This window comes from Bradyrhizobium sp. GW821-FHT13H06, from assembly GCF_058803975.1.
Map to the genome: position 1 here is coordinate 699,726 of NZ_JBXAPN010000003.1, position 16,634 is coordinate 716,359.

The following is a 16,634-nucleotide window of genomic DNA, read 5'->3' on the forward strand; positions in this document are numbered from 1 at the left end:
AAGAAGCGCGTGAGTCTTATTCTCTCCCGAAGGCTCGCTTCAGCTCCACCTTCGCGCGCTCCAGCCGCGTGCGCTGCGTCTTCGGCAGCGTCCTGCCGGCGCGGTTGATGTAGAAGGTCAGCATCGACAGCGCCGAGCGATAGGCGCCGGTCTTGCGACGCGAGCTGTGCTCCGCCGAGCGCTTCAGGGAGGCCGCGATCTTCCCGGGGTCCTTGAGCTTGAACACACCGCGCTTGAGATCGAGCGCGTCGCTCTCCCGCGTCACCCGTTGCGACCAGCGCTTCGGTGCCGCACGGCGACTCGACCTCTTGCGCGTCGTGCTCGTCTTGCGACGCGCGGTGTTGCGCGCGCCTGTCTTCCTTGAATGTGTCGTCTTTCTGACGTGAGCCATGCGTCAACTCCTTGCGGCTCCATCGGAAACGAGCGGTGCCAACGGACGTTCCCATGGGAACCTGGCCTCGCCGCAGGCGTTGTCGCAGGTGGCAGGCGAATTGCCGCACCCCGATGATCGGATCGACCCGTCCACATCACGTGAGAGGGGTCCTTTCCATTGATCAGACGAACCCGATGGAATTGCAGCAAAGCCCAGCCCTGAACTATGTACCCGTAGTCCCGTCGGCGACCGCGACCGACCGTATCGTCGAGACCAGCATTCCCTCGCGGCTCGACGCGCTGCCGTGGAGCGGTTTCCACACCCGCGTCGTGCTCGCGCTGGGCATCACCTGGATCCTCGACGGGCTCGAGGTGACCCTGGCTGGTGCGCTCTCGGGGGCGCTGAAGCAGAGTCCGTCGCTGCAGTTCTCCAATCTCGATCTCGGCATCGCCAACTCCGCCTATCTGGCGGGCGCCGTGCTGGGCGCGCTCGGCTTCGGCTGGCTCACCGACCGCATCGGCCGCAAGAAGCTGTTCTTCATCACGCTTGCGCTCTATCTCTCGGCAACGGCGGCGACCGCGCTGTCATGGAACGTCGCGAGCTACGCACTGTTTCGTTTCCTCACCGGCGCCGGGATCGGCGGCGAGTACACCGCGATCAATTCGACCATCCAGGAGCTGGTGCCGGCGCGCTATCGCGGCTGGACCGATCTCGTCATCAACGGCAGTTTCTGGATCGGCGCCGCGATGGGCGCGGTGGCGGCCATCGTGCTGCTCGATCCTGCTGTGATCGATCCCGAGCTCGGCTGGCGCCTGGCTTTTCTCATAGGCGCGATCCTCGGCCTCGTCGTGCTTCTGATGCGAATGTGGATCCCGGAAAGTCCGCGCTGGCTGATGATCCATGGCCGTCCCGACGAAGCCCACGCCATCGTCGACGGGATCGAGCGCTCGGTGATCGGGCATGATCAGGACCTGACGGATGGGCGCTTCACGAAGATCCGCCTGAGAATGCGCGATCACACGCCGCTCCGCGAGGTCGCGCATACGTTGTTCTCGGCCTATCGCCAGCGCGCGGTGGTCGGCCTCGTGCTGATGAGCGCCCAGGCGTTCTTCTACAACGCCATCTTCTTCACCTTCGCGCTGGTGCTGACCGATTTCTATGGCATCAGTGCCGATCAAGTCGGCTGGTACCTGCTGCCCTTCGCTGCCGGCAATTTTCTCGGGCCCCTGCTGCTCGGCCGTCTGTTCGATACGCTCGGCCGCCGCACCATGATCATGTTCACCTATGGCGCATCGGGCGTGCTGCTGGCGGTATCGGGCTATCTGTTCTCGATCGGCGTGCTGAGCGCACAAGGGCAGACCGTGGCCTGGATGGTGATCTTCTTCTTTGCCTCGCCGGCTGCGAGCGCGGCCTATCTCACTGTCAGCGAGACGTTTCCGTTGGAGGTTCGCGCGCTGGCGATCGCGGTGTTCTACGCGATCGGTACCGGCATCGGCGGCGTGATCGGGCCGGCGCTGTTCGGCGCTCTGATCGACACGGGTTCACGCAACAGCGTGTTCGCCGGCTATTTGCTGGGGGCAGTCCTGATGATCGCGGCTGCGATCGTGGCGTGGCGCTATGCCGTCTCGGCGGAGCGCAAATCGCTCGAACAAATCGCGCGGCCGCTCGCCTTTATGGAGTAGACTGATGAAATCGGAACTTGCGGACATGGCATTGGACCAGAAGCGCACCATGCTGGATGACGATGCGCCCGAAGCGGTGCCGGTGCCGCATGCCTTGGTGCCGCATCTCGATGAAATCGCCATCCTGCTCGACATCGACGGCACGCTGCTCGACCTGATGCCGACACCGCGCGAGGTGTGGGTGCCGCCGGGCCTGTCGGAAACGCTGGGCCGGCTGACCGAGCGCACGTCCGGCGCGCTGGCGCTGGTCAGCGGCCGCTCGCTCAACGACATCGACCTGATCTTCGCGCCGGACGTGTTTCGTGCCGTCGCCGGCCACGGCGCCGAAATGCGGCTGTCGGTCGACAACGAGGCCGATGCTGTCCATGCGCCCCCCCTCGACAAGGAGCTGAAGCGGCGCCTGGCTGCGGTCGCCAAGCTCAGCCCGGGCATTCTGCTCGAGGACAAGGGCTACTCGCTTGCCCTGCATTACCGTCTCGCGCCGCATGCGGAGAAGGCGATCTACGAAGCCGTCTCGTTGATCCGCGCCGACCTGCCCAATGCGCCGATCGAGGTGCTGCCCGGAAAGTTCGTCTGCGAGATCAAGCATTCCGGCTTCACCAAGGCGAGCGGCGTGCGCGAATTGATGAAGCACGAGCCATTCAGGGGGCGGCGCCCGATGTTCATCGGCGATGACGTCACCGATGAGACGGTATTCGCGATCATGCCCGACATGGACGGTCTCGCCTTTTCCGTCGGCCGCCGCGCCATGGGCGTGAATGGCCACTTCGATGCGCCGGCGGATGTGCGCGCGTTCCTTGCGCGCCTGCTCGATCCGAGGTGAAACGAAGGCAGCGCCACCTCGCAGACACAAAGCCCTGAGCGCAGCCTCACTGCGCGCCGCGATACATGCTGTGCAACACGACCGTAAAAGCCGTCTTTGCAGCGAAATCCCAGGGTTCCGCAAGCGAAACCAGTTCCCACGCGCGCGCCCGATTTTGGTTTCAATTGGTTGAAACGATGATCAGGAACCATATTGATGAACGGCAGTTAAACGGGGTGGAATGAACAGGAGGGGACGACCTGTGAACTTAGTCGTCGTTTCAAATCGTGTCGCGCGCGGCAAACCCAACGAGCCCATGACGGGCGGCCTCGCGGCGGCACTGCTTCCCGTGGTGGAACATTCTGGTGCGATCTGGGTCGGTTCCTCCGGCCGGGTGCGCGATGGCCATCAGAAGGAACCTTTTGCCGAGATCGAGGCGCTCGGGACCGGTGCGATTGCGACGCTGGACCTGCCGGCGGCGCATTATGGCGGTTATTACGAAGGCTTTGCCAATTCGGCGCTGTGGCCGGCACTGCATTCGCGCAGCGATCTGATCCGCGTCTCGCGGGAGGACTATGTCAGCTATCGCGAGGTCAACGCCTTCATGGCGCGCGCCTTGCTGCGCTTCCGAAAAGCCAAGACAGCGTTCTGGGTGCAGGACTATCATTTCCTCGCGCTCGGTGCAGAGCTGCGCGACCTCGGCGTCGATGATCCCATCGGCTTCTTCCTGCATACGCCGTGGCCCGTCGCCGCGGTGATGCAGGGCGTGCCCAACCATCGCGAGCTGATCACGGCGATGCTGGCCTACGATCTGCTTGGCTTCCAGACCGAGGAGGATCGCCAGAACTTTCTCGGTTATGTCGGCGGTGAGCTCGGCCTCGCCATCGAGGACGGCGTTGCGATCTCGCAGCATGGGCGCACCCGCTGTGAAGTCTTCCCGATCGGCATCGATGCGGAGAAGTTCGCGCAATATGCTGCGAAGTCTGCCTCGCACCCCGATGTGTCGCGGCTGCGGCGCAGCCTCAACGGCGAGCGGCTCGCGATCGGCGTCGACCGGCTCGACTATTCGAAGGGTCTCGTCAACCGCATCAGCGCGTTCGACCGGCTCTGGACCGAGCAGCCGCAATTGGCGCGCAGCATCTCGCTGCTCCAGATCGCCAACCCGTCGCGCGGCGGTATCGAGGCCTATGGCAGTCTCCAGAGCGAGGTCGCGCGCCTCGTGTCCGACGTCAACGGCCGCCACGGCGAGGTCGACTGGACGCCGATCCGCTATCTGAACAAGGGCTTCAGCCAGGCCGTGCTCGCGGGACTCTACCGCACGGCGCAGATCGGCGTGGTGACGCCGCTGCACGACGGCATGAACCTCGTCGCCAAGGAATATGTTGCCGCGCAAAACCCGGCCGATCCCGGCGTGCTGGTGCTGTCGAAATTCGCGGGCGCCGCCAACGAGCTGGACACCGCACTGCTGGTCAATCCGCACGACGTCGACGGTATGGCGCGTGCGATCGCGGTCGCGGCCTCCATGCCGCTCACCGAGCGCAAGATGCGCTGGGACGCGATGATGAAGAAGCTGCGCGGCCACACCATCCAGCAATGGTCCGCCGACTTCGTCGCCGAGCTTGAGAAGTGCCGGACGGAGAAGGCGGCGGTCGCGCCGCTCGCAGCCCAGCCGCCGCAGGCACTGCGCTGGCTGAAGTCGGCGATATCAGGCGTGCGGTTGATTTAAGATTCTCGCAGGCTCTGTCCACGCCGTGATGGCCGGCCTTGTCCCGGCCGTCACGTCTTGCCGCGCGGATCCGAGACCGTGGATGTCCGGGACGACCCTCGGGCATGACGGTATCAGGCGAATGGCGCGAACCCTCAATAGCAATACGACACGCCCTCCAGAATCGCGCATTGCCGCTTGTTCGGCGCGTTGGGATCGTCCAGCGGCACCACGCCCTTGCCCTGGCCGACGAATACGCCCGGCCCGACATGGACCGAGCTCTTGTTGCCGACGATCACGCTCTGATGCGGCGTCGAGCTCGAGCGCGTGCCGTCCGGCCAGAGGATGGCATCGCCCGAAAGCACCCCGCGCCGGCCGTCGTCACAGCTGACGTCGACGCCTTGCCGGGTGCAGACCTGCGCGGCGGCGGGCACGGCGAGGGCAGAGCCGAGGGCCGAAATCAGCCCAAGGGCGGCGATGGTCCTGCAGGTGGTCATGGCGTACCCCGTCGTGTTTGGCGGCTTCCCGTGAATCGTCGCGCCAAACCCGCCTGCGGTTCAGCCGGCAGGCGGGTCAAGGCACCTGCAGCGACAGATATTATCTCGCAAATACAACAAGTTGCGGAAAATCGCCCGATTCCCTCCGCGATCCCTTGCAAAATCATCGGCGCCCCTTCAAGAGAGGGCGCTCCGGAGAGATGGCCGAGTGGCTTAAGGCGCACGCTTGGAAAGCGTGTGTGCGGGAAACCGTACCGTGGGTTCGAATCCCACTCTCTCCGCCACCCGGCCAAAATGATCTCGTACTTGGAGCTGCAGACAGACCAAAAACTCGGCCGTTTTCCTGCATTTTTTTGGCGGGCGCAGAACCCACTGGCCATCCAACATGGGCCTGAACGACGCCGGAGAACCGAATTTTCTCCGAATCTTTGAATCCCCACAATCGGTCTAGTACGGCATTTCTCAGAAAATCAACGGCTTGGCTACCCGGCAGTTTGAATCCGTCTCGCTCAAGCGACTGGGGATTTGCCGTTCTTCATCCGGTCGCCGGATGGTCCGAAGCTTTGATCCAAGTCGACTTCCGCATCAAACATTCCGATGATCTCGCTCGTTCGCGGGGCGGTCAAAATCAGCGCCTCCCAAGCCTGAGCGGTGACGCCCTCTTTGAAGCCAGCGGCACCATCGAGTAGCTCATCAGAAGGAAAGCCCGTCGGTGAGTGGTGCATGTGGCAAAGCTCATCCGTGATGACAGGATCGATCTAACGAGCTCCGCGGCCTGCGGTTGAGGCTTACTTCCGATTCGGCGTCATTGATCCCCAGCGCATGCGAAGTGGCTATTATGCTCTGGCACTCTCGCTTGTTCGGTCCCTCGATGAACGGCCTAAACGACAGGAGTTTCGTTTTGATCGGAGAACTTGAGGCCGCAACCGTACAACGAGTTTGTAGCTTCATTGACGAGTGGGCTTAGTATCGCGTGCTGGTCGGGATTTTAACTACAACGAGTGCAGGGCTTGTGGGCGTTTTGTGTGGATCGATAGAACTGTTGCTTTGGGTACATAATCGTGGACGTCGTTCCCAATTGAAGGCTTGAGTTCATCGAAGCTTATTCGGAGCTATTCCGGGCGTGGGGCCGGCGTTCCGGGCGTCGACCACGTTGCCCCGCTTAGCGTTGAGTTCTGAAGAGGCTAGGCCAAGACGATCCAATCTACAAAGTCGCGTCGTTTCTCTTGGACCCTGCGCAGTGCATCCGCAACGAAGTTGGACTTGCCGGTGACGTTGATCACTAACGTATCAATCGCGCGAGTAAGTGGGATCATCACCCACCTTGACGCATGCTGCGAAGCGGTTTCTTCGGCAGTGGTGTATAGATTATCAACGAGGTGATCTTCAGAGAACCACTGATCTCTCTTGTAGTCCCAAAGCGTGTCGAGTTGATAATTAATCACGGTCCAGCCTTCGAGCCCGCGGCAGGAGTCGTATTGCACGAAGCGCAATTCATCGCGATGTGTCGGAAAATGCTCCCGGACATCACGGTTGGTTCCGTCCCAAACTCTGCCGCCGCCGCGGTCATAGTTCAGTGCTGGGCGACACAATTGTCCCAACTGCCCGGTTTCGACCATAAGCGGTGGAACGCAGGCGAGCATATCTACAGGGGCATTGCCCAGCGCATTGGCGTCGCCACACCAGCCTTGTAAGAGGTCTGGCCTACTTGCCAAATCTCCTTCCACGACGATCACGCGGCCGCCGGGCGCTTCGGTGTTTGGTTCCAGATCCCAATCTTCAATTCCGAGGCTTGACGCCATATCGCCGACAAACCTGGCGAGGTTAGCTTTCATGCGCATGCAGCGGGTGAGCCGTCGTGCGCGTAAGGAACTTTTCGAAACGCCGTGCGACCAGTCAGCCATCGACTCCCGCACATATTGGTCGACACCGTCCGAAACGGTAAGCCGCTCTGGCCCGTAAAGATGCCGCAAGATTGCGATCTCGTCAGTCGGCCAGTCCTGCCCCTCGTCGACGAATACAAGGTCCCAGTCAAAATCCGCCCCGTGCTGCATCATAAGCGCATCGAGATCCCCACGGTTTACTGTGCCCGATTGCAAATAATCGAGCAGCGCAGCCTTGTGTTCGTCAAAACCATCGAGAAAGCCCTCATAACTGTCGATGATTCCCAATTGCCGCATCACGCGACCGAAGAAGGCATGGACAGTGTCGATCGCGATTCCGCCTTTTTCCAAGCTCTTGGGAACACCGAGTAGAGCCATCGTGCGCCGAAGGTCGGCGACAAGGGCCTTGTTGAACGTCAGCAGTAGGGATCGCTGTTGGCGCATTTCATAAGCGCGATATGCCATTTGCAGCAGGATGACTGTCTTGCCTACGCCCCCACGACCTTTGAGGATCACCTGACGCTCGCCGAGATCATCCAGCCACGCATCGGACATTGCACGTTTAGCGATCATGTCCATTCGGCGCCGGTCGAGCGGCGTTGGCTCGAGCGTGTCGAAAAGTTCGAACTCCGTCGATAGAATGCGTTCGAACACATCAACCGCGCCGAACACGAGGTCTACACGATTTCCGTTGCGGTAAGGTCGCGCGATCTGGCCGAGCACGTTCAGCACGCGCGCGAAGCTGGCGTCATCGCCTAAACAATTGTGCGGTCGCTTCGGTAGATCGCTCTCGCGCAGGCCGGTAAATAGAATGAGGTCCTGAACGTGGATTTGATCGAGTCCATGCCGCCCGAGATACTTTTTGAACTCAAACATCTGCAGCCGGTTCTTCTCGGTCACGCACTCCCATGTCGTCTTTCCGTTGCGGATGTAGCGGACGGAAGCGACCTTGCCGTCGAAGCGAACCCCCGATGCGTCGTGGGATTTGACTTCTATCACGACGGCGAAGTTGCGGACGCTCGCAGTTCTGGGAACGAACGGTTCCATATCGCGCGGATAGAATTTCCACTCGACATCAAAAGAACGCGGCGCGGCTAACTGGCCGACCACGATAAGATCGAGATCTTCAACCTTGTATCCATACATCTTGAAACCGACGAAGATCTTGACGATGTCCTCGCGGCTCTGAGCCAAATCCGGCCAGAGCTTGAGAAGCAAGCGCCGCACGTGAACTGCCGCCTCGTACTCCTGCCCCTCCAAAACGCCTAGAATCTCTATCACGCTCGCGGCTCCTCCCTATTGCCCGAGCGCGCTTTGCACGTTCTTAGTCGCCGTTGGCAAGTTTCCGCGGACCAGCAACTCGTTCACGGGAACGACGGGTATCTCGCCCCACCTCTCACGCATACTTGCAATGGCCGGATCGGCCGGATGGTCTCCCGTCAAAGCGCCCGCGAGCGCAATCGCGAAACGCTTCCCATCAGCACGTGTGGCGAGGATTGGAATTGTCACCGGCCCGAGGCCGGGAACGCGAACTTCCTCATTCGCGGCGAATGTGACGCCATCCGTCTGCTGACGCTCGAGATCCTGGTGAAGGAGACGACTCGATTCCCGGATTCGGCGGGCGTTGAATGGCTGCATCTCACCACTGATGAGATAATCCAGTAATTCAGCGCCAACGTGTCGATCAAGAAGCCCGTGCTCGAACTTGTTCTTGAAACTCCGAAGACAGCGATAACAGGATGCGTCACAGTCCTCAGGACAGGTTTTCATGAGGCTCAGTGCCCGGTCGAACAGTTCGCTGCCGCGGTGGGCGACTTGACTGGCGAACCCCGCACCGCCCGGTAGCGTGTCGTAAAGAAATATTTCTGCCTCAAGTCCGCTCGTTCCCGCAGGAGTCAGTGCGGGCCGATACTCCGCCATCAACTCGCCTGGTTCGATTTCGAGCATCGAGGACGCAGCCTTAGCCAGTGCTTCACTGACCGACCGCAGCGCGACATCCGTGGGGTAGAGGCCAGGTTTGAGCTTGAGCGGTGCAGCGACTCTGAGCGAGAATAGGGCGATGTCGGTAATGAAGTCCGTGCCAAGCACAAGTCCGCGCGTAGTGCCGCTCCCCGGACATTGCGGTTCCTTATCGTCTGGAAACGGCTTTTGGTGTGGACCGCCGAGCGCTGCCGATGCCTCCACTGACGCCTCGATCCGCCCGCACTTGGTGCAGTAGTCGTAGCCCTCTTGCTTGGGCCCCGTGTTGGCGACCAGGAGGTGCTTACGGTCGGGCATTGCTCGGATCCGATCGTTGACCGGTATCCACTTCTCATCGTCGGCTGGCGTGGGCATCGTCAGTTTCGCCCGCGTGGCGTGGGCAGTCTCGGGCATGTCGTCCGGTGAGGTCATCTCCTCCTCGTAAACGGGATGCGCAAAGCCCGGCGGACGCATCCAGTAATGGGTGGGACCAAAGGTGCCTTCGCCACCGCAAGCATGACAATCATGCGCGACACCCGGCTTCAGCCCCGAGTCGAGTGGCACGGTCTCGGCGAAATGGCACTCCGAACACTCTCGATAGAGCCGTCGGTTCTGCCAAGCGTCGAAGCGGTCATCAGACATCGGCGCGTAAATCGCGCCGGAAGTATAGCATTTGCCGGAAATCCAGACAGTCTTGCCAGGTGCGTATTGAGACAGCGCGACAGGCAAGGATTGCGAAGGCGCAAACTTCATAATGGGCCGGAACGACGTCGAGCGGTCGACATCGAAGACGTTGAATGTCGCGACGTCGGTTGGAAAGGCGTAGCGCGGGAGCACGCCGCGGTAGAGCAAGCGGTCGAGTAACTTACCCGTCAGTGCTTTCTCGGGCGGCGCCTCGTCTCCTTCCTCCTCGGGAACCTCGGGCCTCTCTTCCCCATCTTCCTCGGCGATTTTCTCGCCCCCGAGAGATTTGGAACTCAGAGCTTCATCGACTGCCTCGAGAACGTCGCGCACCATTTCTTTCAGCAGCGCCTCACGGTCCTCGTCCCGCAATTCGTCCGGGATCCAGTCCGCCACGCGGGCCTGCAGATCCGCCTCCTTCGCTTTGAGCCACTGGGCGAAATCGCTTCTGTTGAGGATTTCGCCTCCAGATTTGAAGCCCTCGACAGTGCCGAGTACTGAGAAGAGGCTCGGATCGGCATCCGGATCGAAGCCAGGTATCCGGTCCTGGTGATAGCTTTGCAGCAGGAACGCCCGGATGTGTCGCTGTACGATGTCACGATTGTCGAGCGTCAGCTTTGGATCGACGACAGGTCCGGCGATCATGGCCTCGGGTTGACTGAAATAGTGTTCGTCATGGCTGTCGGCGCTGCCGAACGCAACCACTGTCGCGACTGCATTGCCTCGGCGGCCAGCTCGGCCGGCGCGCTGTTGATAGTTAGCCCGTCCCGGCGGCATGTTGCGCAGAGCCACCCCTGACAATGCGCCAATATCAATACCGACTTCCATTGTTGTTGTGCTCGAGAGCACGTCGATCGCAGTTGATCGCTTGGCTGCTGCCCCCCATTCGAGCGCGACATCCTGAAACAGCAACTCATTCTCCTCGGCGCGCGAGAACACGTCCTCGCTTTGTGGCGCATTCAACTGAGCGGTGTGCTCCGCTGCGATGAGCGCCATCGGTTTGCTGTTGGGGTCGGTGAGCGCCGCCACGACGGGGTTGCGATAGTAGCCCTTGCGGGCGGTGAAGACAGGATCAGCAGATGGATCAAGAGGCGCAATGTTGGTGCTTGCGCAATCGAGGCAGTGCGCTATCCGCGACATCGGACGGTGAACGGAGCGGCAATCGCCGCATCGAACCCACGGGCCGTCGAGTTCAAGAGAGAGATTCTTGCCGGCAAGCCGTTTGTAACCGCTCTCCATCTCTTCCGTGAAGATGGCCATCAGTTGCTGTTGCCACGTTTTGTCGAACGCTTTGCGCGTAGCACTGTCGGGGATCACACGCTGCATTGCCCTGAACGAGCCCTTCTGCGCGCGGACGCTCGTGCCGCGCCCCTTGTTGGGACGCTTGTACCAGGTGGGTGGCATGGCGTTCAGCCAGAAGCCGTTTGACCGCCAACAACGCAGCCACGCGCGGGCAAGGCCGATCTTCTCCTCGTTGCTCTCCGCGATTCCTGGGATGACGGGGAGCGCGTGTACCGCGGCAATTTTGTCCGCGCTCTCGCGAAGCGACGCGAGTGCCAACGCTTCGAGGCCCAAGTAGCGATCCTGAACTGTCTTTACGATATCGTCGAGCAGCGCCTGGGGCGCCACATCACTTCTGTGCTTGAAAAACAGCATCATCATCTTTGTCGGATCTTCGAGCGCGCCGTCCAGCACGGCCGCGGCAATCTCAGCGTCGGTGGCGAAGGTCTCGCCGGGCTTCAACTCGGGCCGCAGGCGTACGCCCAGTGCCTTTGAGGCGAGGATGACAGCAACATAGAGATCGCCCAGATTCAGCATCGAGGCGACCATCGGCTGCTGGCGAAATTTGTCGAACCCCCAGACGATCAAAGAACGCAGCGCGTCGCGCACTGAATAGAGTTGGAGATTGGGGGCCAGGCGCGCGGCTACCTGCCGCGAGTCAGAAAACACTAGCACCTTGCGTCCCCGCAAGGGCGCAAAACTGGTTGCCTCCTGCGGTCCTGGTGGTTGAACCTGAATCTGACGCGCGACGAGCGCCTGGAACGGCTGATCCCCCTTCGTCTGGTGGTCTTGAACCGATGTTCGCCCGAACGCAGCGGTCTCTCCGCACACCGCACAGGGTGTGAATTGTCCACGAACCTCCGCGCGGGTATCGGTTTCGCCGTTCTCATCTGTGGCGGGGGTTGTGCGATCCTTGCGCAGATAGACGGTCCGACTGCGCGGGCCGGGGACTGGGGGATTGATCCGACCGGTTTCGAGGTCGTACTCAGCAGCTTCCACGACATCGGTCAGCCGCGGTTCGGCGAGCAGTAGATCTAGGTCGAGCAATGGCGCCGTCTCGAGTCCGGGCATTTTGAGCCGGCGACCGGGTTCGGACCAGAGCGCGTTCGGCGTATCGACATCGTCCGAATGCGCGCGGGCATGCGCGGCACCACAGTTGCGGCAAGTGTAGAATTCCAGCACCCGCGAACCGCATCCACAAATCTCGCGCGGCTGACTGTACATGCGACCGCAGACGCCTGAGCGACCTTCCGGCGCCAGTTCGGTGCAGTCGGGATCCATGCAGACCCAAAGGCCGGGTAGGCCGCGATAGAAATTGTGAATCCGGCAGGGCAACAGACCGGCCGCCTCAGGCGACTCACGAGCCACGCTGCCCAGCGCAAGCAACGTCGTCACCGCTCGGTCTGCGAGATCCGGCGCGTCCGGAAACAGCGCCGCCCCCAGATCCGCCACAGGACGTGCTACCTTCATCGTCATGTTTACCAGCAGACCTAACGGCGCGAAGGTTTCAAGCGCAGCGTATAAGGACTTCTCCAGATCTGCCGACGGTGTGACGCGTCGGTGCGCCAAGAGCGGCGCGATGGCTGCTTGGCGTTCCGCCTCGTCAGATGCGTAGAACCGATCGAGATCAATCGCTGAGAGAACTTCGGCGTCTGCGGCCGTGCCCGGGGCTGCATGCGACCGCAAATCGAGGTCGCCTGTAATTGCCACGAAACTCTGCGCTGGCGCTCCAGACAATTGCCCCCCGAACTCGCCGGCCCTCTCGGTATCCGAAAAGCTCGCGGTCGCACAGATGACCTGAAATCGTTCCACAGGAATGCCAAGCCGAGCGCGCAATCGGCGGAGAAGCAGGCCGACTTCGGCGCCGGCGGCACCACGGTAAAGATGCGCTTCGTCGAGAACGACGGTAAATTTTTCATCCGGATTGTTTGCGAGCCACGCGCTCGTTTGATCGAATATCGTCCGTTCTATCGGACGCATGAGCATGTATTCGAGCATCGAATAGTTTGTGACGAGAAGATCCGGTGCCGCAGCTTGCGCTTCGTGCCGAGTGATCAGTTCGCTATCACCTGGCAACGTCACGGCGCGGAGCGGCTTACCGGTCTTGCGGTTGGCCCAGTCCGTGCCCTTGGCACCGAACCATTTTTCAAGGTCAGGTTTGGCGGGCCACTTGCCGCGTCCCTGCAACTGTGAGCGTAAGTTTGCCGCGAGTTTTTGATCGTCCGAGGGCTGACCCGATGCTTGGCGTTCAATCTCGACATAGAAGCTCTCGAATGAAGCGAGTTTCTTGCCGTCGCGTTTTCCCGACCGTACCCCGGCGTAGGGTGTGCGGCTGGTATAGCGCGCAAATGTAGGTGGACGACCCGCCCACTCGGTGAACATTTTGACGATCCGCGGATCGCCAAAGATCGCGCGCAATCGTCCTAATTGGTCATTAACAAGGGCGTTCATCGGATAGAGCAGCAGGGCGCGAACGCCACGTTGATCGCCGAAGGCCTTTGGATGCTCCGCCGCTTCACGGGCAAACTTGCCAAGGATCGGCAGCAGGAAAGACTCCGTCTTACCGGAACCGGTGCCCGTCATGATCACCAAGTTGCTGTCGTCAATCAGCGCATGACGGATGGCATCGCCCTGATGGCGATATGGCGGATCGAAGAGAAGCCGCGGATTGCCGCCGTCGCGCTTGGAGAGCGCAGAGTAGACAGCCAGCGCCGCAGGCGGCAGACCCGCCATATCTCCGAATCGTTGTCCGACCTGGTATTTGGGCGTCGATTCTAGATAAGGAATTTGATGAGTGACACCGGGACGATCGAGCAGTGTTCGGCGCTGCTCGATGAGGGCGGGGTCGCCGATGTGATACGTCGCCTCGATATAGTCCTTGAGCGACGTGTGCAGTTCATCGATCGTCTCTTGAATGGTCCGCGTCATGTGGCCGTGCCTCGCTCACTCGCTCTCGAAATAAAGATAATCGCGCAGGAATGCCTGTTCTGTATCCGCTTCATTCACAGGTACGCGGAACGACATCAGGCACCCCTCCGGGCTTAGCTCTTCGCCCACAACGCCGAGGCGTCGCCGAGCCCAACTCGGCAAGGGAAAGAAAAAGTCGAAATGCTTGAACCCGTCGTTGGAACGGACGCGATAGCGTTGCGACCGACCCGCGCGTTCGTCCAGCGCCAACTGGAGTCGCCAAGCACTATCACAACCACGCCAGCGATTCCCTGGAAGTGGCAAGTCGATCATCGCCTCGAGTTGACCGAGATTGAACCGACCATAAGCCCACAGGTCAGCGCCGTAAGCCTGAGGTCTACGAAAGATGAAGGTGCCTGTCTGCCGCAGTGGTGCGTACCAGCGGTCACGGTAGCGGCGCTTTTCCAACGTCCAATCGAGAAGACGCATATCGGTCATATCGCCAATCGGCGATCGCTGAACAAGCCTCGCATCCATGTTTGCGATGTGAGCAGCCGCATCTTCCTTCTTGGGATTCTTCAGCCAGGTTTCGAGCGATAGTTGACGAAATCCGATGCCGCGCAGCAGCAAGGAAAGATCTTCACCTTCGAGCGGGGCGATTGTCCGTATCGCGCCACGTGTCTTCACTCGTTCTAGTAGCTCCGCGGGCAGGGGCAGCGGATCGTCACCCGCGATACCTACAAGGAAAGCCGTTCCCGATTGATGGATAATGAAAGTTGGCGGAGCGGCGAAAAGCCAGGTCGCCTTGACGGTCTCGTCAAGCGTCGTGACGTCGCTCAGTTCCAGAAGATCGCCGGCCGCGACGAGCGAATCAATCAGGCGCTCGATCTTCTCCATAAAAGTGTCATCAACAGTAACAAGGTTACGATGACTCGCGATAACAGACGCGATCAATGTTCGCGGCGAGCACGGACAGTGGCACCCCGCCAATCGGCGCAGGGTGGCAATCCAATACGCATCATCCGCAACGGCGCCCACCGGCAGGCGCAGTGCCTGCCGAGCGGACGCCATTACAACGGCCGGTGAGACCACCGTGATCATCGACGGCCATGCTCCGCCGAGTTGAGTTGCGTGACGGGGACCGCAGTGGCAATACAAAGTACTCGCGCGGCACGAAGCAGGAATGGGACTGACTTCAATGTGTTGAGATGGGCTGCAAGTTTGTCGTTCCAAGGGCCGCCCTTTTCGAGCCACCAGCCCAACGCCAGCAATGCCGCTGCGGCGCCATTGGGAATTTTACTGTAGCGCCTGGCGAGCACTTCAACCTCAGTAGATTGCTTGGTAAGCGACATGGAGCGAAACTTCTCTATGTCCCGCGCGATTACGAAGTTAAAGGCCTTTGGAGCGCCGGTCTGCGCCATAAGGTTCTTCAGGTCTTTCCAACTCTTCCGTGAACGTGAGTAACAGGCTTCGGCGGCAACCCAATCCGATCCGAAGATCAACACTGCCAACTCGTGTTGGAAGGCGTCAAGGACCGCCTGTCTGCGCGGCGACACAAGGGGTCCAACAAGCTTTGCGCTCTTCCATTGCTCCATTATTCTGCATAGTTGCCCGATGCGATTCTTAAGGTCGGAGGCGAGAGCAATTTTGGGCTCGATTGCAAGTCCGGAGAGGCTACCGAGCGTTTGGGGCATGCTGACCACGAGCGTTTCGCATCTGTCACCGTAGGAAGCGACACAGAGGCCTCCTTGCCCACTAGGGTAGAATTCAGTTTCAAGTTCTTTTGAGTTGAGATCTCTGGGGCTGGCAGGCTGTGCAAACGGAAAAAACTGCGCATGAACGGGGGTGTCGCCGCCATGGTCGTCGATCAGGCGGAGCGCTGTGCGACTGGGGCCGCGATGCCAGACCCACCGCAAGGGCGCTACGTCCCGCTGAAGCGGCAATCGCCAAGAGCCGCTCGCTTCACTGTCAACAACGATCCTGCCCGATGTCGCTGTGAGATAGGCCCACGGGTCTGATTCTCTCTTCAGGAACGCGGCCAAAGTGCGCGACCATATGTCTGGCGTTACCGGCAGGGGAAGCACGGCGATCTGCTCGGTCGCGAGAACGTCGCCAGCAGCGTTCAGTAATTCCACGTAGATCCGCACTTGCTGCTGAGCGGGACCGAGTGCCTGGATGCTTACCTCGCCCTTCCAGAGTTGGTCGAGGCTTGGTTCCGCCGGATCCGCAGTGATCGCCAAGCCGCTATGGCCAGTAGTACCTGCGATCCATGGCTGATGTGGACGAATTGCGAGTGCGATGTAACCGGTCGCGGCCTTTGTGGCATTGTTGACCTTCGATCGAACTTCTACGGAAACGGTATGCTGTCCGACATCCAAATCCGTGAGTTTCAAGAAAACCGGCGCCCCCTTATTAGCCGGAACCTCAACCGGGAGGCCACCATCAAGCTGAACTCGGTAGCTATCGATCGAATGGTCTGCCTCGAGAGAGAGGCAGGGACTCTCACCGTCCATCCACTCGGCAAAGCCTTCCCCATCCCACCGGCGCGCTTCCAGCCCGGCTGGCGCGATCCGAACTGATTGCCCGATACCGAGTCCGAGGGCACGCAAAGCAGTGATCGCGTCATCCGAGAGGTACTGAGGAAGTTCAAAGCTAACAGCCGTCACACCCGTGGCCAGGATCGTCACCGACGTCCCAATCGGCCCCATCGCGATGGGGGCGTTCGAAACGAGCACATAGCTTTCGCCCGGCCGCACCATGCGGCCAATGACTTCGCGAGCGAGACCATCCGCTCCAACGCGAAACAGCCAAATAGGACCGTTCGTGATGCATCCGTCCGCGGTTAGCAATTGCGTTAGGATGAG

The 16,634-nt window shown here is 60.7% G+C and carries 10 protein-coding genes and 1 tRNA gene; 4 read left to right on the forward strand and 7 right to left on the reverse strand.

Annotated features, from left to right (window positions below; translation table 11 throughout):
- Positions 1-16: 16 nt before the first annotated feature.
- Positions 17-391, reverse strand: coding sequence for a DUF3175 domain-containing protein (locus tag AC1RQP_RS15700; RefSeq protein ID WP_492937613.1), 375 nt, complete (start codon positions 389-391; stop codon positions 17-19).
- A gap of 176 nt (positions 392-567) precedes the next feature.
- Here AC1RQP_RS15700 and AC1RQP_RS15705 point away from each other — a divergent pair, with 176 nt between their 5' ends.
- The 3 genes from AC1RQP_RS15705 (at position 568) to AC1RQP_RS15715 (ending at position 4,583) form a co-directional block, all read left to right on the forward strand.
- Entirely contained in the window at positions 568-2,055 is a 1,488-nt protein-coding gene (locus AC1RQP_RS15705; RefSeq protein ID WP_492937614.1) for an MFS transporter, read from the forward strand.
- A 4-nt stretch (positions 2,056-2,059) separates the two neighbouring features.
- Complete coding sequence (otsB, locus tag AC1RQP_RS15710; protein WP_239620100.1) at positions 2,060-2,878, forward strand: trehalose-phosphatase; 819 nt, start codon at positions 2,060-2,062, stop codon at positions 2,876-2,878.
- Between the two features lie 241 nt (positions 2,879-3,119).
- Positions 3,120-4,583, forward strand: coding sequence for a trehalose-6-phosphate synthase (locus AC1RQP_RS15715; RefSeq protein WP_239620101.1), 1,464 nt, complete (start codon positions 3,120-3,122; stop codon positions 4,581-4,583).
- A 134-nt stretch (positions 4,584-4,717) separates the two neighbouring features.
- On the opposite strand, the gene AC1RQP_RS15720 is transcribed toward AC1RQP_RS15715, so the two are convergent.
- Positions 4,718-5,059 carry a hypothetical protein gene (locus tag AC1RQP_RS15720; protein ID WP_492937615.1) on the reverse strand — a complete coding sequence of 114 codons (342 nt, stop codon included), beginning with the start codon at positions 5,057-5,059 and terminating at the stop codon, positions 4,718-4,720.
- 194 nt (positions 5,060-5,253) lie between these two features.
- On the opposite strand from AC1RQP_RS15720, the gene AC1RQP_RS15725 reads away from it, so the two are divergent.
- Positions 5,254-5,343 (forward strand) — tRNA-Ser (locus tag AC1RQP_RS15725).
- 225 nt (positions 5,344-5,568) lie between these two features.
- Here AC1RQP_RS15725 and AC1RQP_RS15730 read toward each other — a convergent pair.
- From AC1RQP_RS15730 to AC1RQP_RS15750, 5 genes are all read right to left on the reverse strand, one after another.
- On the reverse strand, positions 5,569-5,784 hold the full coding sequence (locus AC1RQP_RS15730) for a hypothetical protein (RefSeq protein ID WP_492937616.1): 216 nt from the start codon (positions 5,782-5,784) through the stop codon (positions 5,569-5,571).
- Positions 5,785-6,243: 459 nt separating this feature from the next.
- Complete coding sequence (locus AC1RQP_RS15735; protein ID WP_492937617.1) at positions 6,244-8,223, reverse strand: DEAD/DEAH box helicase; 1,980 nt, start codon at positions 8,221-8,223, stop codon at positions 6,244-6,246.
- A 15-nt stretch (positions 8,224-8,238) separates the two neighbouring features.
- Positions 8,239-13,791: a DEAD/DEAH box helicase gene (locus AC1RQP_RS15740; protein ID WP_492937618.1), complete on the reverse strand. Its 5,553-nt coding sequence runs from the start codon at positions 13,789-13,791 to the stop codon at positions 8,239-8,241.
- Positions 13,792-13,806: 15 nt separating this feature from the next.
- Positions 13,807-14,871: a hypothetical protein gene (locus AC1RQP_RS15745; RefSeq protein WP_492937619.1), complete on the reverse strand. Its 1,065-nt coding sequence runs from the start codon at positions 14,869-14,871 to the stop codon at positions 13,807-13,809.
- Entirely contained in the window at positions 14,868-16,529 is a 1,662-nt protein-coding gene (locus AC1RQP_RS15750) for a hypothetical protein (protein ID WP_492937620.1), read from the reverse strand. The genes AC1RQP_RS15745 and AC1RQP_RS15750 overlap by 4 nt, the downstream gene beginning before the upstream one ends.
- Positions 16,530-16,634: the final 105 nt, after the last annotated feature.

What these genes read in the sequence shown, in the direction of transcription:
- AC1RQP_RS15720 (WP_492937615.1), bottom strand. Translation starts at nt 5,059, where the DNA reads ATGACCACCTGCAGGACCATCGCCGCCCTTGGGCTGATTTCGGCCCTC.
- AC1RQP_RS15745 (WP_492937619.1), bottom strand. Translation starts at nt 14,871, where the DNA reads ATGATCACGGTGGTCTCACCGGCCGTTGTAATGGCGTCCGCTCGGCAG.
- AC1RQP_RS15700 (WP_492937613.1), bottom strand. Translation starts at nt 391, where the DNA reads ATGGCTCACGTCAGAAAGACGACACATTCAAGGAAGACAGGCGCGCGC.
- AC1RQP_RS15740 (WP_492937618.1), bottom strand. Translation starts at nt 13,791, where the DNA reads ATGACGCGGACCATTCAAGAGACGATCGATGAACTGCACACGTCGCTC.
- AC1RQP_RS15750 (WP_492937620.1), bottom strand. Translation starts at nt 16,529, where the DNA reads ATGGTGCGGCCGGGCGAAAGCTATGTGCTCGTTTCGAACGCCCCCATC.
- otsB (WP_239620100.1), top strand. Translation starts at nt 2,060, where the DNA reads ATGAAATCGGAACTTGCGGACATGGCATTGGACCAGAAGCGCACCATG.
- AC1RQP_RS15705 (WP_492937614.1), top strand. Translation starts at nt 568, where the DNA reads ATGGAATTGCAGCAAAGCCCAGCCCTGAACTATGTACCCGTAGTCCCG.
- AC1RQP_RS15730 (WP_492937616.1), bottom strand. Translation starts at nt 5,784, where the DNA reads ATGCACCACTCACCGACGGGCTTTCCTTCTGATGAGCTACTCGATGGT.